At 67.0% G+C, this 24,341-nt stretch carries 21 protein-coding genes and 1 pseudogene; 12 read left to right on the top strand and 10 right to left on the bottom strand.

The features are described from left to right. Nucleotides 1–44: 44 nt before the first annotated feature. Nucleotides 45–1,388: an ABC transporter substrate-binding protein gene (locus tag ACW9UR_RS15770; RefSeq protein ID WP_458918008.1), complete on the bottom strand. Its 1,344-nt coding sequence runs from the start codon at nt 1,386–1,388 to the stop codon at nt 45–47. 615 nt (nt 1,389–2,003) lie between these two features. Beyond that, nucleotides 2,004–2,096, bottom strand: a pseudogene (locus ACW9UR_RS15765) (IS6 family transposase); the annotation flags it as partial. A gap of 529 nt (nt 2,097–2,625) precedes the next feature. Between ACW9UR_RS15765 and ACW9UR_RS15760 the strand changes: the two are divergent. Then, nucleotides 2,626–3,516, top strand: a complete 891-nt coding sequence (locus tag ACW9UR_RS15760; protein ID WP_458918007.1) for a recombinase family protein — start codon at nt 2,626–2,628, stop codon at nt 3,514–3,516. 38 nt (nt 3,517–3,554) lie between these two features. Here ACW9UR_RS15760 and ACW9UR_RS15755 read toward each other — a convergent pair whose 3' ends face one another. Continuing rightward, nucleotides 3,555–4,244: a DnaA N-terminal domain-containing protein gene (locus ACW9UR_RS15755; protein WP_458918006.1), complete on the bottom strand. Its 690-nt coding sequence runs from the start codon at nt 4,242–4,244 to the stop codon at nt 3,555–3,557. Between the two features lie 561 nt (nt 4,245–4,805). On the opposite strand from ACW9UR_RS15755, the gene ACW9UR_RS15750 reads away from it, so the two are divergent. Beyond that, entirely contained in the window at nt 4,806–6,113 is a 1,308-nt protein-coding gene (locus ACW9UR_RS15750; RefSeq protein ID WP_458918005.1) for an AAA family ATPase, read from the top strand. Beyond that, entirely contained in the window at nt 6,110–7,225 is a 1,116-nt protein-coding gene (locus ACW9UR_RS15745) for a ParB/RepB/Spo0J family partition protein (RefSeq protein ID WP_458918004.1), read from the top strand. Before ACW9UR_RS15750 ends, ACW9UR_RS15745 begins: the two co-directional genes overlap by 4 nt. Before the next feature lie 98 nt (nt 7,226–7,323). Here ACW9UR_RS15745 and ACW9UR_RS15740 read toward each other — a convergent pair whose 3' ends face one another. The 3 genes from ACW9UR_RS15740 to ACW9UR_RS15730 all read right to left on the bottom strand — a co-directional run bounded on the left by ACW9UR_RS15740 (nt 7,324) and on the right by ACW9UR_RS15730 (nt 10,347). Then, entirely contained in the window at nt 7,324–8,052 is a 729-nt protein-coding gene (locus ACW9UR_RS15740; RefSeq protein ID WP_458918003.1) for a helix-turn-helix transcriptional regulator, read from the bottom strand. A 347-nt stretch (nt 8,053–8,399) separates the two neighbouring features. After that, entirely contained in the window at nt 8,400–9,359 is a 960-nt protein-coding gene (locus ACW9UR_RS15735; protein ID WP_458918002.1) for a Hint domain-containing protein, read from the bottom strand. Nucleotides 9,360–9,513: 154 nt separating this feature from the next. Beyond that, nucleotides 9,514–10,347 (bottom strand): Hint domain-containing protein, encoded by an 834-nt coding sequence (locus ACW9UR_RS15730; RefSeq protein WP_458918001.1) that lies wholly within the window; start codon nt 10,345–10,347, stop codon nt 9,514–9,516. 326 nt (nt 10,348–10,673) lie between these two features. Between ACW9UR_RS15730 and ACW9UR_RS15725 the strand changes: the two genes are divergently transcribed. Then, nucleotides 10,674–11,690, top strand: a complete 1,017-nt coding sequence (locus tag ACW9UR_RS15725; protein ID WP_458918000.1) for a nucleotidyltransferase family protein — start codon at nt 10,674–10,676, stop codon at nt 11,688–11,690. Here the strand turns inward: ACW9UR_RS15725 and ACW9UR_RS15720 are convergent. From ACW9UR_RS15720 to ACW9UR_RS15705, 4 genes are read right to left on the bottom strand one after another with little or no spacing between them, the layout of a single operon-like run. Beyond that, nucleotides 11,687–13,111 carry a sulfatase family protein gene (locus ACW9UR_RS15720; RefSeq protein WP_458917999.1) on the bottom strand — a complete coding sequence of 475 codons (1,425 nt, stop codon included), beginning with the start codon at nt 13,109–13,111 and terminating at the stop codon, nt 11,687–11,689. The genes ACW9UR_RS15725 and ACW9UR_RS15720 overlap by 4 nt on opposite strands. Next, nucleotides 13,108–13,971: a DMT family transporter gene (locus ACW9UR_RS15715; protein ID WP_458917998.1), complete on the bottom strand. Its 864-nt coding sequence runs from the start codon at nt 13,969–13,971 to the stop codon at nt 13,108–13,110. Before ACW9UR_RS15715 ends, ACW9UR_RS15720 begins: the two co-directional genes overlap by 4 nt. Next, nucleotides 13,968–14,324, bottom strand: coding sequence for a VOC family protein (locus ACW9UR_RS15710; RefSeq protein WP_458917997.1), 357 nt, complete (start codon nt 14,322–14,324; stop codon nt 13,968–13,970). The genes ACW9UR_RS15715 and ACW9UR_RS15710 overlap by 4 nt, the downstream gene beginning before the upstream one ends. Beyond that, complete coding sequence (locus ACW9UR_RS15705; RefSeq protein WP_458917996.1) at nt 14,321–15,226, bottom strand: 2-dehydro-3-deoxygalactonokinase; 906 nt, start codon at nt 15,224–15,226, stop codon at nt 14,321–14,323. Before ACW9UR_RS15705 ends, ACW9UR_RS15710 begins: the two co-directional genes overlap by 4 nt. Nucleotides 15,227–15,338: 112 nt before the next feature. On the opposite strand from ACW9UR_RS15705, the gene ACW9UR_RS15700 reads away from it, so the two are divergent. From ACW9UR_RS15700 to ACW9UR_RS15665, 8 genes are all read left to right on the top strand, one after another. Then, a complete protein-coding gene (locus tag ACW9UR_RS15700) occupies nt 15,339–16,244 on the top strand; it encodes a dihydrodipicolinate synthase family protein (protein ID WP_458917995.1) in 906 nt (301 codons plus the stop codon). Beyond that, entirely contained in the window at nt 16,237–17,403 is a 1,167-nt protein-coding gene (locus tag ACW9UR_RS15695; RefSeq protein WP_458917994.1) for a mandelate racemase/muconate lactonizing enzyme family protein, read from the top strand. The genes ACW9UR_RS15700 and ACW9UR_RS15695 overlap by 8 nt, the downstream gene beginning before the upstream one ends. A gap of 21 nt (nt 17,404–17,424) precedes the next feature. Then, nucleotides 17,425–18,690 carry an ABC transporter substrate-binding protein gene (locus ACW9UR_RS15690; RefSeq protein WP_458917993.1) on the top strand — a complete coding sequence of 422 codons (1,266 nt, stop codon included), beginning with the start codon at nt 17,425–17,427 and terminating at the stop codon, nt 18,688–18,690. 63 nt (nt 18,691–18,753) lie between these two features. Continuing rightward, the gene (locus ACW9UR_RS15685) at nt 18,754–19,704 is read left to right on the top strand and encodes a carbohydrate ABC transporter permease (protein ID WP_458917992.1); all 951 of its coding nucleotides are present in this window, start codon (nt 18,754–18,756) and stop codon (nt 19,702–19,704) included. A gap of 13 nt (nt 19,705–19,717) precedes the next feature. Next, nucleotides 19,718–20,551 (top strand): carbohydrate ABC transporter permease, encoded by an 834-nt coding sequence (locus ACW9UR_RS15680; RefSeq protein ID WP_458917991.1) that lies wholly within the window; start codon nt 19,718–19,720, stop codon nt 20,549–20,551. Nucleotides 20,552–20,563: 12 nt separating this feature from the next. Then, the gene (locus tag ACW9UR_RS15675; RefSeq protein WP_458917990.1) at nt 20,564–21,685 is read left to right on the top strand and encodes an ABC transporter ATP-binding protein; all 1,122 of its coding nucleotides are present in this window, start codon (nt 20,564–20,566) and stop codon (nt 21,683–21,685) included. A gap of 3 nt (nt 21,686–21,688) precedes the next feature. After that, nucleotides 21,689–23,362, top strand: a complete 1,674-nt coding sequence (locus ACW9UR_RS15670) for an SMP-30/gluconolactonase/LRE family protein (protein WP_458917989.1) — start codon at nt 21,689–21,691, stop codon at nt 23,360–23,362. Further along, the gene (locus tag ACW9UR_RS15665) at nt 23,359–24,099 is read left to right on the top strand and encodes an SDR family NAD(P)-dependent oxidoreductase (protein ID WP_458917988.1); all 741 of its coding nucleotides are present in this window, start codon (nt 23,359–23,361) and stop codon (nt 24,097–24,099) included. The genes ACW9UR_RS15670 and ACW9UR_RS15665 overlap by 4 nt, the downstream gene beginning before the upstream one ends. Nucleotides 24,100–24,341: the final 242 nt, after the last annotated feature.

Below are 24,341 nucleotides of genomic sequence, written 5' to 3'. Positions count from 1 at the left end.
GCGGGACACGGGTCCCGCCGGCGGTTGGTTGCAGGAGCGAAGTGTCAGCGGACGATCAACTCGTCGCCCAGCGTTGCGGTCAACTGCTGCTCGACCTCGGCGACGGCCTCTTCGGGGGTCTGCACGCCGGTCCAGGCGGCCTCGAGGCCCTTGAACATGGCTTCCGAGAACGCGCCGTACTGCGGGTGGTTGGGCTGTGCGTTGGCGCTCGGCAGCAGCACCTCGGTCGCCTCGGCAGCCCAGCGGTCCTGCGCGTAGAGGTCGACGCCACTCTGCGCCTCGGCCACGGCCAGGTGCGCCGACTTGATGGCGTGCAGCGTGTTCAAGCGCGGTTCGGTCGCGATGGCGACCAGTTGGGCGGCGATCTCTTCGGCGCGGTCGTCCTCCTGGTCGGTGACCAGGTAGACCAGCGGGTGCGTGATCGTGTTGGCGCGGCCCGCGTCATTGCCCGCCGGGATCAGCGTGAAGCCGATGGTGCCGAAGAAATCCTCGTTGCCTTCCTTGCCGGTGTACCGGGCATAGTGCCAGGTGCCGCCGTGCCAGAACGCGGCCTTGCCGCTGGCGACTTCGGCGTACCACTGGTCCCATTCGGTGCCGATGTGGTTCTTGCGCAGTACCTTGGCTTCGACGGCGTCGACGAAGAACTGATAGAATTCGGTCATCGCGGTACGGTCGAAGACCAGCTTGCCGGTGTCCGGGTCGATCAGCTCGCCGCCGAAGCTCTGGTAGAACTGGGCGTAGTCAGGGCCGTTCGAGACGCGCGGATAGAAACCGTAGCCTTCCTCGACCAGGCCCATCTCGACGGCTTTCTTCGCGTCCTCGAGCATGTCGCGCAGCGTGTACTCGCCCGCCTCGACCAGCGAGGGCATCTCGGCCAGCTGGCCTTCCGAGTAGCCGAGGGCAGTCATCGTTTCCTTCCAGAAGAAGAAGGGCCGGCTTTCGGCATCCTGCGGAACGCCCCACTGGATGCCGTCGAAAGCGGCGATTTCCATCAGGTTCGGATAGACGTTCGACAGCGGCCAGGCGTCGAGGTCCACATAGTCCTCGACCGGAACGATGTAGCCGGCGCTGGCCCAGGGGGCGATGTCGAGATGCGAGGTGACGACGATGTTCGGCGCGTTGCCTGCCTCGGCGCCCAGGGTCACGGCCTGCTTGAAGCCGTCCCAGCCGTCGAAATCGCGCTTGCCCTCGACGGTGATGTTCAGCTCTTCGCCACGGATCGCGGCTTCGCGCGACAGGATATCGGCCGCGATGGCGATATTGTCGATCCGGTAGGTATCGCCGTCGTTCGAGCCGCCGGCCCAGACCTGGATGGTGATGTCTTCGGCCAGCGCGGGCGCCCCGGCCAGCACAGCCACGAGGGCAATCTTGCAAGTCAGCGTTGTCATGGTCGTCGACCTCCGAATGGTGGGTTCCGGCGCGACGAACACCCCGCCGCACACGTGTGCAACGGTTACGGAGGCTGAGTGACGGAGACTTGTACCTGATGCGAAGCTTTTGTGACGCCCAGGTTGGCCGGAATGTTAGACGCGTCGCATAAAGGCACTTCCGGGGGTTGCGGGACCGGGCCGCCAACCAGGGCTTTCGGTCCGTTCCGAAAGTGGCCGACCGGCTTTGCCAGAACGAGCGGCCCGATTGGTATGTGTTGTTCTCGGCGACCGAGATGTTCTTTCCGAAAAGGTTGTAGAGGCCCCGTCCGGGGGCAATTTTCACGTTGTCCTTAAAGCGGCTCTGCCTCATCTTACTTGGCGCAACTATCCCGAGACTGGAACATTCAGGAGGGATAGGCACGGGTTCGAAGCACCACTGGTCGCCCGGGAGCGACGTTTCGGTTCAAGGTGTTGAGCGTCGTGATAGCGGCATCGGTGGCTGCAGGAATTTCCCGCGATTGGTGAACGGGCTACAGTCGTGCGCCAGGTTTGCCGGTGGCAGTGTCTGGAATCCGCTTGCCAACGTCGGTCGATTTCAGCCCCCCCGCCGCACTGAGTGAGGTAGAACCGCGTTAAGGGCAACGTGACACGAACATAGAGCATCACCGCCAAGCGAATGATTTCGGGGTTCGTTTTAAACCACTTGGAAGGGCTGGGTTTCGCCATGCGCCGCCGCTAGATGCCCGCCCCTGCCCCGCTCAAGCAAAGTTCTTCGGACACCTCCGTGCGTAAAGTTTCGATGACCCGGGGATAAACCCGAGGTACCGCACCGATACCGGCCCGGCGAGCAGGATGCCTTCGATCCAAGCGGCGGTGAGATCCGCCTCCAGAATGTGTGGGGTGGCAGTCCGTAGCGCCTCCCGAATCTGATTCCGATCAAGGCAACGCATTGGTATTATATATTTTTATCTATCATAGTACATTTTATTTTACCTTATCTGAACTTGTCCGTGTGATTGGCAGCCACTTTCCTGCCCCATGTTGCCAGATCCGCCAGGGATATCGGCGTTCAACCTCAATTCCGGTCATGAGTTTCGCGCCGCGTGGCTCCTTGGCCCCGCTCAGCAAGGAAGAACGGGCCTTGGGACACTAAGCGCGACGAGAGAGGCGGCAGGTTCCGGGCCTATGTCAATGTTTTCAATCGACCGTTTCGTTGCAACTTCCCCAATTGAAAATTCCGGGCTAAAACCAGCATATGGCCCTTATAGGATACGCCCGCGTCTCTACCGGAGAGCAGTCGCTCGACCCGCAGATCCGCGAACTCGCGGCGGCGGGCTGCACGACCATCCATGAAGAGTATGCTTCGGGCGGCAACCGGGCGCGCCCGGTACTGGCGCGGGTGCTCGATCGCATCGAACCTGGCGATACGCTGGTGATCGTGCGATTGGACCGTCTCGCCCGGTCTCTGGTCCACCTGCTATCCGTGATCGAGGCGCTTGATGCACGCGGCGCGCATTTCCGCTCGCTGGGCGATCCTGTCGATACCGCCTCCCCCCAGGGCCGGTTCACGCTCCAGATCCTCGGGTCGGTCGCCGAACTGGAACGCGCGCTGATCCGGGAGCGCACCCGCGCCGGTCTTAGCGCCGCCCGCGCCGAGGGACGGATCGGCGGCAATCCGGGCCTGCGTGCCCGCGATCCGGCCGCGATCCGCAGGAATGCCATGGCGCGCGACCAGGCCTATCTGAACGGGCTCATCGAGAGCTCGCGGGAATGGCTGCCCATCGTGCGGCGGCACCGGCCCCAGCGCGACTGGCAGACCGTTACCGACATGGTGAACGCCTCCCTGCCCCGCACCGCCCGCAGCTGGAGCCCCGAGCGTCTCAAACGCGCCGTGAAGCGCTTCGTCTCGGAGGGAATGCTGGAGGATACGGTGCTGGAGCGTGCCGCTGTACAACCGCGCTCGGACCGCCTGCTGGCCGTCGTGGCCGCCATTGCCGGGGCACAGCCGCGCCCCACGCTTCAGCAGATCGCCGACCGCCTGCACGAGTTGCGCGAGAGGACACCGCGCGGGGCGGCTCGCTGGAACCTGTCTTCGGTGAAAATGATGGTGGATCGCGCGCGCACAATGGGCCTGATCGACAACTGACCGCGCGTCCTGAAGCTCTTGGCCTCTTTGTCGTCCGCCTAGAGTACCGCGATGCTCACATGCCGGATCGGCCCCAGAACCGGGTAGGCCGCGCGCAGCAGATGCGGTGTCAGGTGGGTCTCGACATAACTTGCGATAAACCGGTTCGGCGCGGTCAGCCCGAGAATGCCGTTGTCCGTGTGGTCAAGCTCCAGCCGCGAAAACCAGTGCCGGTAGGCCGCCGGATCCTCGGCCTCCAGCGCGCGGCAGATCTCCGGCCAGGGCCCCTCCCCGTCTGGCAGCGCGCCTTGCGGCAGGTTCAGCGGCACCACGTTGCTGTCAGGCGGTTCCGCCGAGGGCGCCTGCTCGGCCATCCGCGCCTCGAAGTCCGGCCCCAGCGCGGGCCAGCTGGGCGCCGTGTCGCGCCAGAGCCTTTCGAGGTCCAGCGTCATCACGCTGACCCGGCCACGCACACCCTGCCGCTTGACCACGAGCCAGCCCATGTTGCGCAGGGTCGCCATGTCGCGCTTCACGGTGCGTTCGTTGACTGCCCAGAGCCGGGCGATCTCGCGCTGGCCGACGCAGAGTTCCTCCAGTCGCCAGTTGTAACGGGCAGTGACGAGCGTGATCAGCCTCAGGACCAGGCGCTGCCGGTGCTTGTCCGCCGAGAGCGCATGCGCCCCCAGCGCCGCGATGAGATCGTATTTGCGGGACGCAGCGTTGCGCCCCACGAGCTTTCCGGCAATCATGCCGCTCGTTCCCTGTCCTGCATCGTCCCGGCGTGCCTTGGGCATCTGTGGGGCGACTGGTGTGCTGCCTCAAGGACGGGGTGTCTTCTGCCCCCTGCCCTGTTCTTTCCGGCGAAACTCAACGCTCTTCGCCAGCTTGAGGGAATTAGCGTCCAATTCGACGATTCTGTCAAGCACGACCGAGCACCGTGCGCTGCACTGCGTCTTCGAGCCCCCTTATTCAGGATCTAAGAATAGGTATTGTTTGGTATAGGGGGACACTCAGGACGTCCCCTTATGCGCCCCACAATGTCACCCAATAGATGGTGGAGCGTCGATTGGTGTCCCCCAATCTCTGGCCCCTGGTCGCGGCCTCGGCGCCGCGGTTCCGGGCCCCTGCCCCGAATCGCCTGCCCCGGTTCAGGACGCTTTTCCGGGCCTGTCCCCGCAGGGACAAAAGGACGAAAGGCGCTGCTGCACGTTCTTCCTGTCCCGACGATAAACCCTTTTGAGTCTTTTGCCAACTCGGCGTAAAAGGATAGCGACGCGCGTTTAGCGTCCTAACGAAGAACCGGAGGCAGGATGTTCACCCACGAGGATCTTGGCGCGCTACAGGCGCAGTCGCTCAAGATGCAGAGCTGGATCCGCAAGCAGACCTTTTCCCCCGAGATGGAGAAGACGCTCAGGCGCTTCTCGTCCTGGGAAGTGTCCGAGCTGATCCTTAAGGTCAACCAGTCGACCTTCCGCGGCCGTCTGGCCGCTGACCCCTCGCTCCCCGATGGCGAGGTCGAGGAGGATGGTCGCCAGCGCTGGTACTCGCTTGACGAGATCAACGAGCTGCGGCGGCGGATGAAGGTCAACCGCAAGACGCTGATGCCCTACCGCCCCGCCGGCAAGCGGGCGTTTCGCGTCGCCATCGCCAACTTCAAGGGCGGCGCCGGCAAGTCGACCGTCGCGCTGCACCTGGCGCATGCTGCGGCGCTGGACGGCTACCGTATTCTTTGTGTCGATTTCGACCCGCAGGCGACGCTGAGCCATTCCATGGGCCTGACCGACGTGGCCGAAGATTACACGGTCTGGGGCATCATGGCCCGCGACCTGATCCGCGAGACGGACCGCATGAACTCCAGCGCGCGGGCGGCCGAGAGCGGAACCACCCTGCCCCAGCGCCAGCTTCCGTCCTCGATCCGCGACATGGGTCTGGCCGAGTTGCGGCAGACCGACTTCATCCGCCAGACCGCCTGGCCGACGATCGACATGATCCCGTCCTGTGCCAATGCGGCCTTCGTGGAATTCGCCTCGGCGCAGTACCGGCACCTGAACCCGGAATGGAGCTTCTTCGCCGCCGTCAGCCGCTACCTCGATGCGCTGCCGCCCGACGCCTATGATCTGGTGATTTTCGACTGTCCACCGGCCATCGGGTATCAGTCGATGAACGCGGTCTTCGCGGCGGACATGCTGTATATCCCGTCCGGTCCGGGCTACTGGGAATACGACTCGACCACCAGTTTCATCGGTCAGCTGGCCGAGGCGCTGGAGGATCTGGACCACGGGTTTGCCGGACTTGTCCCCGCGGGGACAGGCAATCTGCCAAAGGCGTTTACCGATGTTCGTTTCCTGCTGACACGCTACGAACCGGGCAACGAATTGCACCGCGCGATGTATGATGCGTTCCGCAAGGTGTTCGGGGATCGTGTGACCGAAAACCCGATCGAGATGACCCGCGCGGTCGAGCAGTCCGGGCGGTTCCTGTCCTCGGTCTATGAAATCGACTACCGTGACATGACGCGCGAGACCTGGCGCCGGGCCCGCGCGACCTTTGACAAGGCGTACGAGGAATTCCGCGGCCTGGTCGCGGAAGCCTGGGACAAGCTGGAGGATGAGGCATGAGCAAGCGCCGCCGCGTGTTCGATATCGAGATGCCCGAGGAAGAGGCTCCGAAGGCAGCGGAACCCGAAACTGTCCCCGCGGGGACACCCGAGCTGGAAACCAAGGCCTGTACCGGCGCGCCGCGTCGCGGGCCGATGGCGACGGCGATCGGCGAGGCCGCCGAAAGCCTGCGCGAGCGGCGCCTGCGCGAGGACGCGATCCGCGCCGAGAATGACGCGCTGGCGCACGAGTTCGTCCGGCTCAAACAGCAGGGCCTGATCGTGGACATGATCCCGGTCGACCAGGTCCACACCAACAAGCTGACCCGCGATCGCGCGCTCGGGCCGGATGACGAGCTGGACGAGCTGAAGGCCAGCATCAGGGAGATCGGTCTGTCGAACCCGATCCGGGTCGAGCAGACCACCCACGGCTATGAACTGGTGCAGGGCTACCGGCGACTGAGCGCATACCGCGCGCTGCTCGAGGAGACCGGCGATACCGAAGTCTGGGGCCGGATCCCGGCGGGGCTGATCGCAGGCGGCGAGGGGCTGGAAGGGCTCTATCGCCGGATGGTGGACGAGAACCTCGTGCGCAAGGACATCTCGTTCGCCGAGATGGCGGACCTGGCGCGGTCCTATGCGGATGATCCGGGCACCGAGGCCGAGGATGTCGCCGAGGCGATCGAGGTTCTGTTCAAGTCTGCCGGCCGGCAGAAGCGGAACTACATCGGCCATTTCGCGACGCTGCTGGACAAGCTGGAGAAGTACCTGGAGTACCCGCAGGCGATCCCGCGGGCGCTGGGGCTGACGCTGGTGAAACGGCTGGACAGCGAGCCCGAGATCATGGCCTCGCTGGTGCGGGCGCTGGGAACCGGACCACGGACCGAGGCGCAGGAACTCGAGGTGCTGCGGCGCTTCGCCGAAGGGCAGGGGGCACAGGTGTCCCCGCGGGGACAGGGCAAACCCGCGCGGTCCCCGAAGACCACGTTCCGGATGCGCCGGCCCGAGGGCGAGGTGAAGTGCACCGCCGCCGACGGGCGGCTGGAACTGCGGCTGAACCGGGATTTCAGCGCCGAGGATCGGCGTCGGCTGGAGATCGCGGTGCAGGCTTTCTTCGACCAGCTGGATGGCTGAAACGGGCGTTACCCCACGAAAAATAGTTTGTGGGGTAACGTTAAAGTGTTACGTTAACTCGGCGTTCCGGGCACGGTGGGACCGGAAGGGCAGGGGGGCTAGAGTTCGATCAGACCCGATCGAAGGGCCTGGGCCAGAGCCTGCTCGCGGGTCCGCGCGCCCAGCTTTTTCCGGGCATTGGTGAAGTGGTATTCGACCGTCACCGGGGCGACGCCCATGCGGTGCGCGATCTCCTTGGTGCGCAGCCCCTGGCCCAGATAGCGCAGGCAGTCAGCCTCGCGGGTGGAGAGGACGGCATCTTGAGAGCGCGCAACGCTGGCCAGCAGTTCGTGCACGGCGTGGGCCAGCAGTGATACGGCGCCGCCGTGCCGCTCCCACAAGTCCTCGACCCCCGCGCGCCCCGAGGAGGTCAACAGGTTCCAGCCAGCCACGCCCGAGGCCGAGCGGATCCGGGTCGGCACCGCGATCCCGGCGTCCAGCCCGGACACCGCGGCCTGTTCGATCAGGTCGCGATCCTGCGGCGACAGTTCGGGGTACCGGTGCATGAAGGCGGCGCCGGTCAGCAGCGGGCGGATGCTGCGGCAGGCATAGGTGAAGAGCGGGTCGCTGTCCGCGAAGGCGCGCAGGTCGGCGTCGGGGCGGCCAGGCAGCCAGTCGCCGTCGATGTTGTGCATCAGAACCGCCTCGCCGGGGCCGATGCGTCCGTAGTAGGCGGCGTCGATCCCGAGACGTTGCAGCCACGCGCAGGTCTCGGCCCAGATCGCCTCGGGCGAGGTCTGGCCGGCCAGGGCGTCGAGGCATTCGTCAAGGCGGAAGCTGCGGGACATGCGGGACCTTATCACCGGACCTATGGAAATCCATAGCTGGCGGTGGCGCGATTGGGTGCAGTACTGTTGCATCTCGGCAAGCGGTCGGGGCCCGGCCCGTCGCGCGCGCGTCTTTCACACTTGGGGGAGTGGATATCGTGCAGCGCACCGCGTGCCGTCTGTGTCCGCAGCCCTAGGTGGGGAAGGGCGAGGGCATGGAATCTCCAGTTTTGGGGTGCTGACGGTTGCGGGCCTTTTCAGGCTCGCGACCAGACGCACCCGTGGACTGTCGATGCTAGCCCTTTTGCGGATCGGATTGCGGGACGTCGGGGCACAGCGCTTGGTGGAGCCGTGCCGTCCAATCGGGGTCAGAGGGTTGCGGCCAGCGCCGCGACGTCGGCGTCGCGCAGCATCGGGCGGGCGAGGGGGAAACCGGCCCCGGTCAGCAGTTCGGGGAACAGGGTCTCGATCTCGCGGCGTTGTTCGCTGCCGAGCGCATCCAGCGCCATGTCCGAGGGGTTCAGCGTCTCGGCCGGGGTGCCGTTGGCGGTGACGATCTCGTGCCGGTCGAGAAGCATGTGGAAGTATTCGACCGTGCCGCCCTCGATGCGGGTGACGCCGTCGTGGGTCAGCAACTGCCGGGCGGTGGCCAGCGCTTCGGGCGCACCGCAGATTGCCTGTGCGCGCCAGCCGGACAGCAGCACCCGGTGCGCGGGCGAGAGGGTCAGGTCGCGGTCGTTGCCGATGGCGCCTTTAGAGATACGGATCGGGGCCATGTCGCCGGTTGCGCGGGTGGTGCGCGAGGCGATCCAGCGGATCGGCTGGGCGCCGTTGTCGCGGGTCAGGACGGTGTCGCCGGGACCGAGGTCCTCGATGGCGACCTCGCCGCGCTCGGTCAGGATCATCGTGCCGCGGGTGAAGCAGAGGAGGTCGTAGCGCGGCGCCGGATCGAAGTCGAATGCCGCGCCGCCGGTCGCGGTCACTCCTTCGGTGGGGATCGGTCCGAGGATCGCCGAATAGGTGCCGAACGTACTGTCGATGGAGATGACGCTGGTCGTATGCTCGACGTTCGAGCTGTCGGTCCAGGTGAACCCGTTGAGGATGTCTGTGCTGACGTTGGAGGTTCCAACGGATGTGCCGCCGATGAACAGTTCACCGACCTGCACGTCGTTCCGGGAATGAAAATAGGGATCGTCGTCGGTGACGACCAGTGTTGCGGTCTCGCCTCCGAACGTGTCGTCCCAAAGCTCGCCTGACAGTTCGAACTCGCCGCCGTAGGGGATTTCCCCGGAATCGAAGGCATAAACGCGGAAAGTGTATTCTGGCATTCTGGGTATTCCCGATTTCGACCTGCAGGGCCGTATTCAATAGGCGTGTGCCGACGGGCGAGGGGGCCCGACGGCATCATTTTCTGCACAACCACCGGGATGTGGCGAGAAACGGGCTTTTCTGCGGTTTCAGGAAGGCCCTTTGGGGCGCCTTTCAGCCCGACAGTGCGGCGACGTCCGTGTCCGAGAGCATCGGGCGGGCGAGGGGGAAACCTGCCCCGGTCAGCAGTTCGGGGAACAGGGTCTCGATCTCGCGGCGTTGTTCGCTGCCGAGCGCATCCAGCGCCATGTCCGAGGGGTTCAGCGTCTCGGCCGGGGTGCCGTTGGCGGTGACGATCTCGTGCCGGTCGAGAAGCATGTGGAAGTATTCGACCGTGCCGCCCTCGATGCGGGTGACGCCGTCGTGAGTCAGCAACTGCCGGGCGGTGGCCAGCGCTTCGGGCGCACCGCAGATCGCCTGGGCGCGCCAGCCGGACAGCAGCACCCGATGCGCGGGCGAGAGGGTCAGGTCGCGGTCGTTGCCGATGGCGCCCTTGGAGATGCGGATCGGGGCCATGTCGCCGGCGGCACGGATGCTACGCGAGGCGATCCAGCGGATCGGCTGGGCGCCGTTGTCGCGGGTCAGGACGGTGTCGCCGGGAGCGAGGTCCTCGATGGCGACCTCGCCTCGCTCGGTCAGGATCATCGTGCCGCGGGTGAAGCAGAGGAGGTCGACGTAGGCGGTGCTGTAGGCCGTGAAATCAATAGTTGTCGAAACCGTGGTGCCTTCGGGTGGTATCGGCCCGTCTACGATGGCGATCGGGCTGCCATTTACGAAAGATTCGTAGACAACTGTCGTCTCGGGCCCGGATTGGCTCTGCCACGTAAGCGTATACTTGAATAAGCTGTCGAGTTGGCCAGATGCGATCTGAACGCCGTTTACCGACAATACCCCGGTTTGGTTGGCATCACTTGCGCCCGAGTCCAGAAACAGGTCGTCGTCCGTCACCTGCAGTTCTGCGGTTTGGGACCCAAATGACAGATCCCAGTTGAAATCAGTCAATGGCCTGGTCCCGCCAAGTCCAAATACTAGGAACGGGTCAAATTGATATACAGAGAATGTATAGGTGGGCATTCAGCTTGTTCCTTCGTAGTGTCGGCGCTGTTCTTGAACTCGGTGGACCCTTCCGGGAGACCGGGGTGCGGCCTCAATAGGTGAATCACGCATGACGCGAGTATGGCGGCTGTGTGGCAAAGCCGAGGCCGGCCAAATGGGTGCTTTCGGGGCAGAGGTGGCATAGTTTACCCTACGAACGATTCTTCGTGGGGTAACTGATGATCCGGCATCACTCCGCCATCGGCATGGCGGCCTGGACTGACCTGCTTCGGATGCTCAAGGACGATGCCGTATCGGGCATCATCGGCACGCCGCGGCTCAAGACCGTGCGGGGGCGGGGGTACTGGTACGACCGCTACCGGCTGGGGACCGAGGTCGTGGATCGCTACATCGGCGAGGATACCGCCGAGCTGCGGGACCGGCTGGAGCGGCACAAGGCGATTGCCGAGGTCGCCCGGGTCGGCGCGCGGGAGCGGGCGCGGCTGATGCGGGTGCTCCGGGCCGAGGGCTATCTGATGGCGGATGCGCAGACCGGGCAGGCGGTCTCGGCGCTGGCGCGGGTCGGGGTATTCCGGCTGGGCGGCACGTTGGTCGGCACCCATGCGTTCCGCCTGTATGAGGGCGAGCTGGGTGTGCGGCTGGGGTTCGACCAGACGGCGATGACCGAGGATATCGACATCGCCAGTTTCGAGCGGCTGTCGCTGGCGCTGGGGGACCGGGTGGAGGAGCCTCTGCCGGCGCTGTTCCAGCAGCTGAAATTCGACCCGCTGCCTTCGCTGGAGAAGAACAGGACCTGGCGCTGGCGGCAGACCGACCGGCAGACGCTGGTGGAGTTCCTGACGCCCTCGTTCGAGGCGGACGAGCGGATCCGGGATCTGCCTGCGCTGGGGGTCAGCGCGCAGAGCCTGCATTTCCTGCACTACCTGATCGCCGAGCCGATCCGGGTGCCGCTGCTCTACCGGTCCGGCGTGCTGGTGCAGGTGCCGCGCCCCGAGCGCTATGCGGTGCACAAGCTGATCGTCGCGGACCGGCGGCGCGAGGGGGCGGACGGGCAGAAGGCGCGCAAGGACCGGGCGCAGGCGGCGTTCCTGGTCGCAGTTCTGGCCGAGGAGCGGCCCGAGGACCTGGCCGAGGCATTCGAGACCGCGCAGGCGCAGGGTCCGGGCTGGCGCAGCCGGATCGCGGCGACGCTGGAGCGGATGCCGGAGACGCGCGCGGTGCTGGGGGCGCTCTAGATCCGGGCGGGGTAGGGGCGCTGCCAGAAGGGATCGTGGAACGGGCCTTCGGGCGGCGACTTCGCGTCGGGCACCGCCTTGTCGGCATGGCCTGCGGCGAGCCCGGCGAGCAGGCTTGCGGTGAGCGCCCGGTCGAGGCGGCGGCGTTCCTCGGGGTGGGTGTCGATCAGGTTGCGCTGCTCGCCGGGGTCGCCCGCAAGGTCGAAGAGCGCCTCGGTTCCCACAGTGTAGCGGACCAGTTTCCAACGGGCGTCGCGGGCCATGAAGCCGGTCGTGGTGGCGCCGGTGATGATGCGCTCCGGTTGCGGGGTGTGAAGGGCGGTGCCGTCGGCGTGGGCAGGCACCTCCAGCCCCGCCCAGGACAGGAAGCTGGGGTAGAGGTCGAGCAGCGAGGCGGGGGCGGTCTCGACCTGCTGTTCGGGGGCGCGGAAGTCGGTGACGACCAGTGGCACGCGGACGGACGGCTCGTGGAAGAAGCCTTTGCCCATGTGCCCGAAGTCGCCGAGGTAGTCTCCATGGTCCGAGGCGAAGACGACGATCGTGTTGTCGAGCCGCCCGGTTTCCCGCAGGGCGGTGAGTATATGCGCCACGTCCTCGTCCAGCCGCTCGACCGAGACCGCGTAGTGATGGCGGATCCGGCGGATCTGTTCGGGCGTGAGCGTCGAATAGTCGGTGTCGGCCCAGTCGCGGCGGTAGCCGGCGACCATCAGCGGGTGCAGCGCGTCGCTTTCCTCGGTCCGGGGCAGGGCCTCGGGCATGGCGTCGGGGTCGACGCGGGACAGGGCCTCCGCTGGCGGGTCATAGGGGCAGTGCGGGCCGGGGAAGCCGACCATCATCGCGAAGGGCTGGTCTCCGCTCAGGCTGCGGAGGTGCTCGGCGGCCCGGTGCGCGACCCAGCGGTCGGGTTGCAGGTGGTCGGGCAGCGGGTTGGTGCTGGCGCCCTTGTGCTCGGTATAGCCGGGCTGGTCGTTGCCGTGCAGCTTGGCGAAGCCTTCGGCGGCGAGCGCGTGGTGGTAGTCGTCGCGGACGTGGATATGCCGCTTGTCCTCGGAGATCACGCGGGTCTGGAAACCCTCGGACAGGTCCCACGGGTAGAAGTGCATCTTGCCGATGGCCGAGGTCCGATACCCCGAGGCGGCCAGCAGTTCCGGCCATGTGCGGATGCCCATTTCGTGCCGGTCGGGGCGCAGCCACGCAAGGTTGTGGGTGATCCCGCTGGCGTGGGCGTTCTGGCCGCTGAGCATCGAGGCCCGCGCGGGCACGCAGATCGGCGAGGGCGAGATCGCCGTCTGCCAGCGCGTGCCCTGCGCCGCCAGCCCGTCGATGGCGGGGGTCTTCAGGAAGTCCGCGCCATAGCAGCCGAGGAAGTCATGGCGCAGCTGGTCGGGCAGCAGGAACAGGATATTGGGTCTGTCGGTCATCTTGGGGGCTCTTTCGAGGCGCGGAATTGCAGGAGGCCGGCGGTCAGGATCAGCGCGATCCCGGCCCAGCCGGCGGCGTCGGGGACATAGCCCCAGAGCGCCGCGTCGAAGATCAGCGACCAGAGCACGCTGGTGTAGCGCAGCGGTGCGATCTGCCCGACGCTGGTACGGCGGAGCGCGGCGATGATCAGCACGTTCGCGCCGATGAACCCAAGCGCCGCAAGGGCGATCAGGCCGAGGTCGTGGCCGGGCGGCAGGCTCCACGCCTGCCCCGAGGGGATCAGCGCGGCGGCGAGGCCGACCAGCGCCAGCGAGGCCAGCGCGATCTTCAGCGTGTCGGTGCGCGGCGGCAGCACGCGGGTCACGACATCGCGCAGCCCGTAGGCCAGCGTCGAGGCCAGCGCCAGACCTACACCCAGCGGCGAGAAGGCGAGGCCGGGTTTCAGGATCAGCAGCGTACCGAGGCAGGCGAGGGCCAGCGCCGCCCATGTGGCCTTGTGCAGCCGTTCGCCCAGCAGCGCGCCCGAGAGGACCACCGACAGGATCGGCAGCGTCGCGTGGATCGAGGCCAGCAGCGAGAGCGGGATCAGGAAGATGGCCAGCGCGAAGGTCAGCCCGGCGATGGCGTCGAGCACCGCGCGCAGCAGCCCGCGCGGGCCGATCAGCCCGGGCGAGCCGCCCTTGCGCAGCAGCACCGCCAGCGCGATGGCGGCGAAGGCCAGCGCCGAGCGCCATGTGATCGCCTGACCGGGCGGCACGGTCTCGATCATCTTCAGCACCACGCCCGCGACGACGCCGCTGAACAGCGCGACGAGGGCCAGCGCCTGCCCGGTCTCGATGCCCGCCGCGCGGTTGGTCATGGGGCGGTGACCTCGACCATGTTCCCGGCGGGATCGCGGAAGAAGGTCCAGAGCACGCCGGACTGGCCCCGGCGCGGCGGGTGCAGCGGCGCGAGGCCCTGTGCGCCAAGGTGCGCGAGCGCGGCGTCCATGTCCTCGGTGTGCAGGCCGAAATGACCGGCGGCAGGCGTGTCCGGGGAGGCGATCAGTTCGACGAACTGGCCGTCCCGGTGCATCTGCTGAAGCTCGATCTTGCCGCTGGCATCGTGGCGGACGAAGCCGGGGGTGAAGCCGAAGGCGGCGTAGAACGCCATGCTGCGTTCCGGCTCGGGCGCGGGCAGCGCGACGTGGTTCAGCGCGAAGGCCGGTGTCATGCAGGCACCGCCCGTGGCCAAAGGGTGCGCGCGGCGCGGCTGAGCCCCGCCATGGTCGCGGCGTCGGCATCGACCGTGCGGTAGCCGCGCCCGAGGTGGTCCAGCGCCTGCGCGTAAAGCTCGGCCTGCACGCCGCTGGCCATCAGCAGGATGTCTGCGGTTTCCGGGCGGGCGGCGATCTCGGCGCCGATCAGCACGCCCGAGAGGAACGGTGCGACTTGCGCGGGCGGCAGACCGCCGGTCAGGGTGCTTGCGCGGCCCGCGAAGACCGCGTGGGCGAGCGGTTGCGATGTGCCCCGGTCGAGGCCCCGGCGGAAGGCGGCGGGGTCCATCGCCTCGCCATCGGCGAGCGCGCCGACGAGGCTCTGGCGCAGGAGCAGCTGGTAAAGCTCGCCGCTGATGTAGGTCTGGAAACCGGTCAGCGCGCCGCCTTCGAGCCGCGCCCACTTGCAGTGCGTGCCGGGGATGCAGATCGTCGCGTCGCTGAGGCCGGTGAGGGCTGCGGCGCCGAAGACCTGCACTTCCTCGCCGCGCATGACGTCGGCCTCGCCGCCTTCGGTGACGGTCGCGCCGGGCAGGATCGCCGCCGGGTGGCCGTCGATGTCGAGGCGGGTTGCGGCCTCGGTCAGCTGGTCGAAGCGGACGGGGCAGGGGGCGTAGGCGGCCTCGATCCAGCCGGTGCGGGCGCCGACCATGCCCTGCATGATGACCGGCAGGCCGGGCATCGCGTCGAGCCAGTCGCCGCAGTGGCGGCGGATCACCCCGGCGAAATCCCGGTGCTTCACCGTCTTCAGCCCGTCCGGTCCGTTGCGCGAATCGCGGGGCGTGCCGTCCGGCGTCATTGCCCAGGCGCGGAAGCTGCTGCTGCCCCAGTCGACCGCGATGAATGCCGTGTCTGCCATGTGTGTTTCCCTCGTCCGATTGCCGCTTCGGCAAATTTCGTTGACAAGCTAGCGGCTTTGAAGGAGTGTATCAATTATGAAAACTAAGTCTCAAATATAGGGAATTGCCGGGATGAGAAGGAAGCTGACCGGCGTATTGCCGATCGTCCCGACCCCGTTCACCGCCGAGGGCGCGTCGGACGAGGTGTCCTTGAAACGGGTCGCCGCCCATGCGGTCGAGGCGGGCGCGGCAGCGCTGGTCTATCCGGGCGTCGCGAGCGAGGATCTGTATCTCAGCGCCGACGAGCGCCGCGCGAACCTTGCGCGGGTCGCCGAGGTCGCCGCCGGGAAGCTGCCGGTGATCGCGGGCGTGAACTCGGCCGATCCGGCCGAGATGGTCGAGATTGCCGCCATGGCCGCCGAGGCCGGGGCCGAGGGCGTGATGGCGATGGCCGTCCCCGCAATGGGCGAGGAGACCGGCACCTGGTTCGCGCGCATCGCCGCCGCGCTTGGCGAGGATCGTCCGATCATCCTGCAGAACCTGTTCAAGCCGCGCGGCGCGGACCTGAGCGCCGAGCAGATGCTGGCGCTGGCCGCCGAAGTTCAGGCGATCCGCTACGTCAAAGAAGAGGGCATCCCCTCGGGGCCCAAGGTCTCGCGGCTGGTCGCGGGTTGCGGGCCGGACCTCGACGGGGTGATCGGCGGCGGCGGCGCGCGCTACCTGCTGGAAGAGCTGGACCGGGGCGCCATCGCCACGATGCCCGCGATCGAACTGCTGGATCTGCACGTCGCCCTGTTCCGCGCCTACGCCGCCCACGACCGGGCCGAGGCGCTGCGGCTTTATGAGCGCAGCCTGCCGCTGCTGCTGATCCAGGCGCCGTACCGGATGCGTCTGACCAAGCTGATCCTCAAGCACCGCGGCCTGATCGACTGCGACGACGTGCGCGAGCCGCTGCCCGAGATGGACGCCGAGCTGCGCGAGCTGGTGCTGGAGCTGTACGAACGCGCCACCGCCAAGCCGGAGATGGCGGATGCATAAGAAGATCGACCGCATCGAGGTCTTCGTCTTCGAGCGTCCGCGCGAGAACGCCTATCTGGGCGGGCTCGACGAGGTCATGCTGGGCGACAGCCACATCCTGCGGAAGTTCAACGGCACCGTATACCCGGTCGGCGACCGTTCGGTCGTGGTGCGGCTGACCGACACCGACGGCGCGCAGGGCTGGGGCGAGACCTATGGTCTGGTCGCGCCGAAGATCGTCGCCGACCTGATCGAGGACCTGCTGGGCCCGTATCTGAAGATGCTGGACCCGATGCGCCCCGACGAGACCTGGGATGCGCTCTACAAGTTGCAGCGGGTGCGCGGCTACTGGGGGGGCTATCTGGCGGATACACTGGCGGCTTTGGATATCGCGCTGTGGGATCTGTACGCGCGGGCGCAGGGGGGCAGCATTCAGGCTGCCCTGGGTGCGCCCGGTGCGGGGCGGCTGGAAGGCTATGTCTCGGGCCTGCCGGGGCCGAGCAAGCAGGCGCGGCTGGACATGGCCCGCGAATGGCAGGGCCGGGGCTTCGACAAGGTGAAGATCCCCGTCAGCCACAGCGACAACGGCGATGTGCCGGGCGAGTTCGAAAGCCTGCGTGGCGGGCTTGGCGACGCGCAGAAGATCGCCGTGGACATGCACTGGACCTATAGCGCCGAGGGCGCGATCCAGCTGGACCGGGACCTTGCGCCCTATGATCCGTGGTTCCTCGAAGCGCCTGTCTCGCCCGAGGATATCGGCGCGCAGATCGCGGTGGGGCAGGGGATCTCGAAACCCCTTGCGCTCGGCGAGGAATGGCGGACCGAGTGGGACTATATCCCGCGCGCCGGGGCGGCGAAGATCGTGCAGCCCGAGATGGGGCACACCGGCATCACCCAGTTCCTGCGGATCGCGGGCCGGGCGCGGGAGAACGGCGCAGCGGTGATCCCCCATGCGACCATCGGCCTTGGCATATTCATGTCCGCCAGCCTGCGCGCCAGCCTCGCGGCGGGCGCCGAGGCGCACGAGTTCCAGCACACGATCTATGGCCGCAACGCCGCCCTGCTGGAGGGTGCGGCGGAGGTCGGCAACGGGGCGTTCGAGATCCCCGACACGCCCGGCCACGGCATCGTCCCGCGGCCCGAGGCCTTCGACTACCTGAAACCGCTGCTCGACCAATAAACCGACAAGGAGGAAATGTTCATGAAATCCCTGACGAAAACCGCAGTTGGTGCCGCGCTTGCGCTGACCACCAGCCTGACCGCGCTGCCCGCCGCCGCGCAGGAGCTGAGCTTCATCAGCTGGATGACCGGCGAGCCCGGCTATGGCGACTGGTGGAACGAGATCGTCGCCGAGTTCGAGGAAACCCACCCCGGCGCCACGATCAAGATGAGCCGCGTTTCGCGCGACGAATACGCCGACACGATGTTCACCCTGTTCGCGGGCGGCAACCCGCCGGACATCGTCCACCTCGCCGCATTCGAGTTCCAGCCCTTCGCCAACGAAGGCTGGCTGGAGCCGCTGGACGAGCGCTTTGCGCAGACCGACATTCCGCTGGACGACTGGGCCGGGCAGGCAACCTGCGAATGGGAAGGCCAGACCGTCTGCATGATGCTGCTCTATTCGGGGTTCATCATGGCCTATAACGAGAAGGTGCTGCAGGAGGCCGGCGTCGAGGAGGTGCCGACCGACTACGAGAGCTTCTTCCAGGCGGCCAAGAAGGTGACGCGCGACGTGGACGGCGACGGCGTCAACGACTTCATCGGCACCGTGATGCCCACCACGGGCGATGCCAGCGTGATGCAGGAGGCCCTTGGCTTCGTTCTCGACGCGGGCGGCAGCTGGACCGTGGACGGCAAGCCCGCCTTCGACCGTCCCGAGGTCATCCAGGGGCTGGAGAACTGGAAGCGCTTCTTCGATGAAGGCGTCAGCCCACTCGAGGTCAGCTCGGCCGATGCGCGGCAGTTCTTCCTGGAAGGCCGCCAGGCGATGACCATCGACGGGCCGTGGATTACCGGCGTCATCAACAGCGCCGCGCCCGAGGTGAAGCAGCACCTGAAGATCGCGCCCTCGCCGCTGACCCCGCCGCTGGGCGGCACCTCGAACGTGCTGGCGATGCCCTCGGAACTGAGCGACGAGAAGAAGGAGCTGGTCTGGGACTTCATCCAGCTCACCGCGTCGGAAAAGTACCAGAAGCGGTTCTCGGAACTGGGCGGCTCGCCCGCGCCGCGTCCGGGTCTCGATTATAGCGCGATCATCGCCGAGAACCCCGGTTTCGCGATCATCCAGGAAGCCACCGAAACGGCGGCTGCCGCGGGCGTCGACCGTCTGCCCAAGGGCCTGGAGCTGGAGAACAACGAGGTCGTGAAGATCTTCTTCGAGCAGGCGCAGCGGATGCTGGTCGGCGGGCTCGATCCGGCCGAGGCGGTGAAGAACCTCCAGGAAGAGGTGATGCGCATCGCCGAGTGATCTCGGCCTGATGCAGGGATCGGCGCCCCATGCGGCGCCGGTCCGCTACCCTGAGGAGTTGCAATGACTGACACCAGCGCACCCCGCAAGAAGGTCGCAGGACCGGCGCGCGGGTTCCCGATGATCGACTTCAGCGCGCCGCGCCACCGCGAGAAGTTCGGCTACCTGCTGCTTGCCCCGGCGGTGATCCTGATGGCGGCGATCATCGTCTACCCGATCCTGCTGTCCGTGGACATCAGCATGCAGGACGTCCGCATCGCGCGCATCGGCGACGAGCGCGAGCCGTGGACCCTGAAGAACTACGCGTGGCTGTTCGGCTCGGACGAGTTCTGGCGCGGCCTCTGGGTCAGCCTGAAGCTGGTCTTCGTGGTCGGCGCGCTGTCGGTCATCATCGGCTTCGCCACCGCGATGCTGGTGAACCAGAAGTTCCGGGGTCGCACGGCGGTCCGGCTGTTCGTCGCGCTGCCCTGGGCGGTGCCCGAGGTGGTGGCGACGGTGATCTGGGCGTGGATGCTCGACAGCTCGTTCGGCGTCGTGAACTGGATGCTGCTGAAACTGGGCGTGATCTCGACGCCGGTGCTGTTCTTCTCGAACCCGACGGCGGCCTTCGCGGCGGTCTGTTTCGTGATGATCTGGAAGGGCTATCCGCTGATGTCGATCATGCTGCTGGCGGGGCTTCAGTCCATCCCCGAAGAGCAGTATCAGGCCGCCGCCGTCGATGGTGCGGGGCCGTGGCAGCGGTTCTTCTACATCACCGTGCCCAACATGCTGCCCGTGATCGGGGTGACGCTGGTGATGACCTCGCTCTGGGTCTTCCGGGACTTCGCGATCATCTACGTGCTGACGCAGGGCGGGCCGATCGGGTCGACCACGACGCTGTCGATCCTGACCTTCGAGCAGTCCTTCGAATTCTTCCGGATGGGCCAGGGCGCCGCCGTGGGCGTCATCACCATGATCCTGTGCGCCATCGTCAGCCGCGCGCTGGTCGGGCGCCTGGCGAAGTCGGTGCACTGAGGAGCAACGAACGATGCAGAAAAGACATCCTCTCGCCACGCTGGCGCTTTACGTCACCGCCATCGCCACCTGCGTGATCCTGCTGTTCCCGATCTACTGGATGATCGTGACAGCGCTGCAGCCGGCGAACAACCTGCGGGCCTATCCGCCGCAGTTCTGGCCGGCGGTCCCGCAATGGGGCGTGTTCATGACGATCCTGCAGGAGCATCCGTTCCTGCGCTGGTTCCTCAACTCGCTGCAGATCGCCATCGCGGTGATGATCATGTCGCTGACGGTCTCGGTGCTGGCGGCCTATGCGCTGTCGCGCTTCCGGCTGCGGGGCGGGCAGGCGCTTGGCCTGTTCATCCTGACCTCGAAGATGCTGCCCGCGACGCTGATGATCATCCCGCTGTTCGCCATTTTCCGCTCGACCGGGCTGGTCGGCTCGCTCTGGTCGGTGGTGATCGCGCAGGCGACGCTGATCGTGCCGTTCTGCACCTGGATGCTGAAGGGCTATTTCGACACGATCCCGCCCGAGCTGGAACACGCTGCGCTGGTTGATGGCTGCTCGCCGCTGGGCACGATCTTCCGCATCGTGCTGCCGGTGGCGGCGCCGGGTCTGGCGGCGACGGCGCTCTATTCCTTCGTGGTCAGCTGGTCCGACTTCCTGTTCGGGCGCACCTTCCTGACCACGACCGAGGACAACTGGACGCTTCAGATGGGCATTGCCGCGCTGAAGGGCGAGTTCGTCACCGAGTGGAACCTGATCATGGCCGGATCGCTGATGTCCTCTATCCCGATCATCATCGTCTTCCTCTTCCTTGAACGTTTCCTCGTGGGCGGCCTGGCGGCCGGGTCCGAGAAGTAACGGAGCAGAACAATGGCAACCGTCCAATTCGACCAGATCAAGAAAAGCTACGGCCCCGTCGAAGCGATCAAGGCGTTCGACCTGCACATAGACGACGGAGACTTCTGCGTCTTCGTCGGCCCCTCGGGCTGCGGCAAGTCCACCGCGCTGAAGATGCTGGCGGGACTGGAGGCGACCACAGCCGGCTCGATCCGCATCGGCGGGCGCGACGTGACCGAGCTGGGGCCGGGCAAGCGCGATATCGCGATGGTGTTCCAGAACTACGCGCTCTACCCGCACATGAGCGTGCGCAAGAACATCGGCTTCGGCCTGAAGATGCGCGGCCTTGCGCCCGCCGACATCAACGCCAAGGTCGAGGAGGCCGCCCGCCTGCTGGAGCTGACGCCCTACCTGGACCGCAAGCCGCGCGCCCTGTCGGGCGGCCAGCGGCAGCGCGTCGCGCTGGGGCGGGCCATCGTGCGCGAGCCCTCGGCCTTCCTGATGGACGAGCCGCTGTCGAACCTCGACGCCAAGCTGCGGGTGCAGACCCGCTCCGAGATCGTCAAGCTGCAGAAGCGGCTGGGCGTGACCACGATCTACGTCACCCACGACCAGACCGAGGCGCTGACCATGGCGACCAAGATCGTTGTGATGCGCGCCGGCGAGATCCAGCAGGTCGGCAGCGCCGAGGACCTGTTCCACCAGCCCGCCAACATCTTCGTCGCCGGGTTCATCGGCTCGCCGGGGATGAACTTCTTCCGTGGCACGGTCGAGACCGGCGCTGGCGGCCCCGTCACCCGCTTCGGCGGGCACGAGATCGCGCTGCCGCAGGCTGCCGCCAGCCTTGCCGGGCGCGAGATGATCTTCGGCATCCGCCCGGAGCATATTCAGATCGGCGGCGACGGGCCGGGCGTGGACCTGACGCTGGTCGAGAACCTCGGCACCGAGAAGATCATGCATTTCCACACGCCCGCCGGGCAGGCCGCCGACCTGGACCGCTCGGACATGGACGAGGAGGAAGAGCGCGACCCCAGCGCGATGCTGATCCGGGTGATCGACGACCGCCGCTATACCGAGGGCGAGCGGGTGAATCTGGTTTTGCCGCAGGACAAGATTCATGTATTCGACCCCGAAACGCATCAGGTGGCAGGCTGACGCTTGAACAGGTTCGACGATATCGCGGCGCGCTTTCCGGGCGCGGGCACGCTGGTCAAGGGCATCCAGATCCTCGAGATCATGGACGGCGCCGGGCGGCCCTGCACCTCGACCGAACTGCTGGCCGAGACCGGGCTGCCCAAGGCGACGCTCTATCGTCTGCTGGGCGCGCTGGTCGAGTTCGGCTTCGTCCGGCATGACACTCGGCTCAAGACCTATGGTCTCGGCCACCGGCTGATCGAGCTGGGCGGGCGGTCGATGTCGTCCTTCGACCTGCGCACCGCCGCCGAGGCCGAGGTGCTGCGCCTGTCCAAGGAGCTGAACGAGACCGTCAGCCTGACCATCATGGAGGGCGAGCGCATCATCTATGTCGATGTGCGCCGCCCGCCGAACCCGCTGGCGATCGGCGTCGAGATCGGTCGCGAGCTGCCCGCGCTGGAAAGCGCCTCGGGGCACTCGATCATGGCCGCGATGCCGCCGCACAAGGTCAACGCCATCATCGGCCATCTCAGCCAGGACGAGCAGGCTGCCGTGCTGGCCGATTTCGCCATCAGCCGCGCGCGCGGCTACACCATCTCGAAATCCCGCACGCTGGACGGGGTCACCGTCATCGCGGTGCCGGTCAACGGGCCTCCGGGCATGGGGCAGGGGGCGATCGTGGTCACGGCGCTGGCCGACCGTCTGCCCTACGAGCGCCGCCACGTGATCGGCCGCGACCTGATGGAGGCCGCCCGCCGCGTCATGGGCAACATCGGAAGCGCCCCCGTGAGCATCACGCCCAACCCCCGACGCACGCCCCATGTCGAAGAGGGGCTGGAATGCGTCGCCGCCGCCGGCGCCATCGTCGGCGAGGGCCCGGTCTGGGACGCCCGCGAGGGCGTGCTGCACTGGGTCGACGTCGCCGCCCCGGCCTTCCATTGCTACGACCCGAAACGGGGCGAGGACCGGATGCAGCAGGCGCCGTACCTGATCAGCGCCGTGTTGCCCGCGCAGGGCAACGGGCTGGTCGCCGTGACCCAGAACGGGTTGGAGCGCTACGATCCGAACACCAACAAGCTGGCAACGATCTTCAACCCCGAGGCACACATGCCCTCGAACCGGTTCAACGATGCCAAGACCGACCGCAAGGGGCGGGTCTGGGCCGGGTCGATGAGCCTCGACGCCTCGATGCCCTCGGGGTCCTTGTACCGCTTCGATACGGTGCAGGCGGCGCAGGCGGTGGACGGCGGGTTTCAGGTTTCGAACGGGCTGGACTGGAGCCCGGACGGGCGGACGTTCTATTTCACCGACACCGCGCTGGGGATCGTCTTCGCCTATGATTTCGAGCCCGAGACGGGCGCGATCTCGGGGCGGCGGCCGTTCGTGACGCTGGAGCCGTCCGAGGGCAAGCCCGACGGTTTGTGTGTCGACAGCGAGGGCAACCTGTGGCTGGCGGTCTGGGATGGCTGGCGCGTCGCCTGCTACGCCCCCGACGGCAGCCTGAAGCGCGAGATCGACATGCCGGTGCCACGGCCCACGAGCTGCTGCCTCGGCGGGCCGGAGCTTACGCGGCTCTACATCACCAGCGCCTCGATCCGCTTGCCCGCCAGCGTGCTGGAGGAGGCGCCGCTGTCGGGCGGTCTGTTCGCCATCGACGTCGAGGTGCCGGGGCAGAGCGTGACCGAGGTGGCGCTGTGAGCCCGGCTTACGAGGAGTTCCGCGACCGGCACGTGATGGTCACCGGCGCCGCCGCCGGGATCGGCCGCGCGACCGCGCTGGCCTTCGCGGCCGCCGGGGCGCGGGTAACGGCGGTGGACCTGTCGGCCGAGGGATTGGCCGAGACCGCGCAGGCGGGCGGCATCACGCCCGCGACCTGCGATCTGACCGACACCGCGGCGCTGCGCGCCATGCACGCCGAGGCCGAGGCCGCGCGCGGGCCGGTGACGGTACTGGTCAACAACGCGGGCGTCGACCGGCGCATACCCTTCGACGAGCAGACCGAGGACCAGTGGCGCTGGATGCTGGCAGTCAACCTCGACCACCACGCGCTGCTCTCGCAATGCGCCGCGCCGGGCATGGAACGCGCGGGCGGCGGGGCCATCGTCAACCTGTCCTCGACGGCATGGATGAAGTTGGCGGGGAACCTGACCGCCTATCACACGGCCAAGGCCGGGATCATGGGGCTGACGCGCGGGCTGGCGCGGGACCTGGGGCCGAAGGGCATCCGGGCCAACGCCATCGCGCCGGGCCGGGTGGTCACCGAGCGCGTCGCCGGGCAGGTCACCGAGGCCTGGAAGGCCGAGACGCAGCAGCTTCAGTGCATCCCCGACCTGATCCGCCCCTCGGACATCGCCGATAGCGCTCTGTGGCTGGCCTCGAGCGGGGCGCGGATGGTCACCGGCCAGACGATCATCGTGGACGGCGGCGTGGTCTGAGCGTCGTATATCTCGCGTTGGGGCAATTGGTTGCTTTGAGCCCATTCTATCGGATGCTGCGGTTGGAACTAACTTGAAAAATGCCGAACATGCGGTCATCCGGCAGAACGGCTCAGATGTCTCATTTCGATGATGCCTTTACGGCGAGCGGTGGCCTCCTTTTTCGGATCCTCTCCTGCTACCCCCGCTCTCAGGCACACCTGTGACGCAGCTTAAGGGTGTCGAGCTTCGAATTTCAGCTG

Source organism: Halovulum sp. GXIMD14794 (assembly GCF_054457455.1).
The sequence above is the reverse complement of the archived record's forward strand: the minus strand, read 5'-3'. Positions and strand labels throughout refer to the sequence as shown.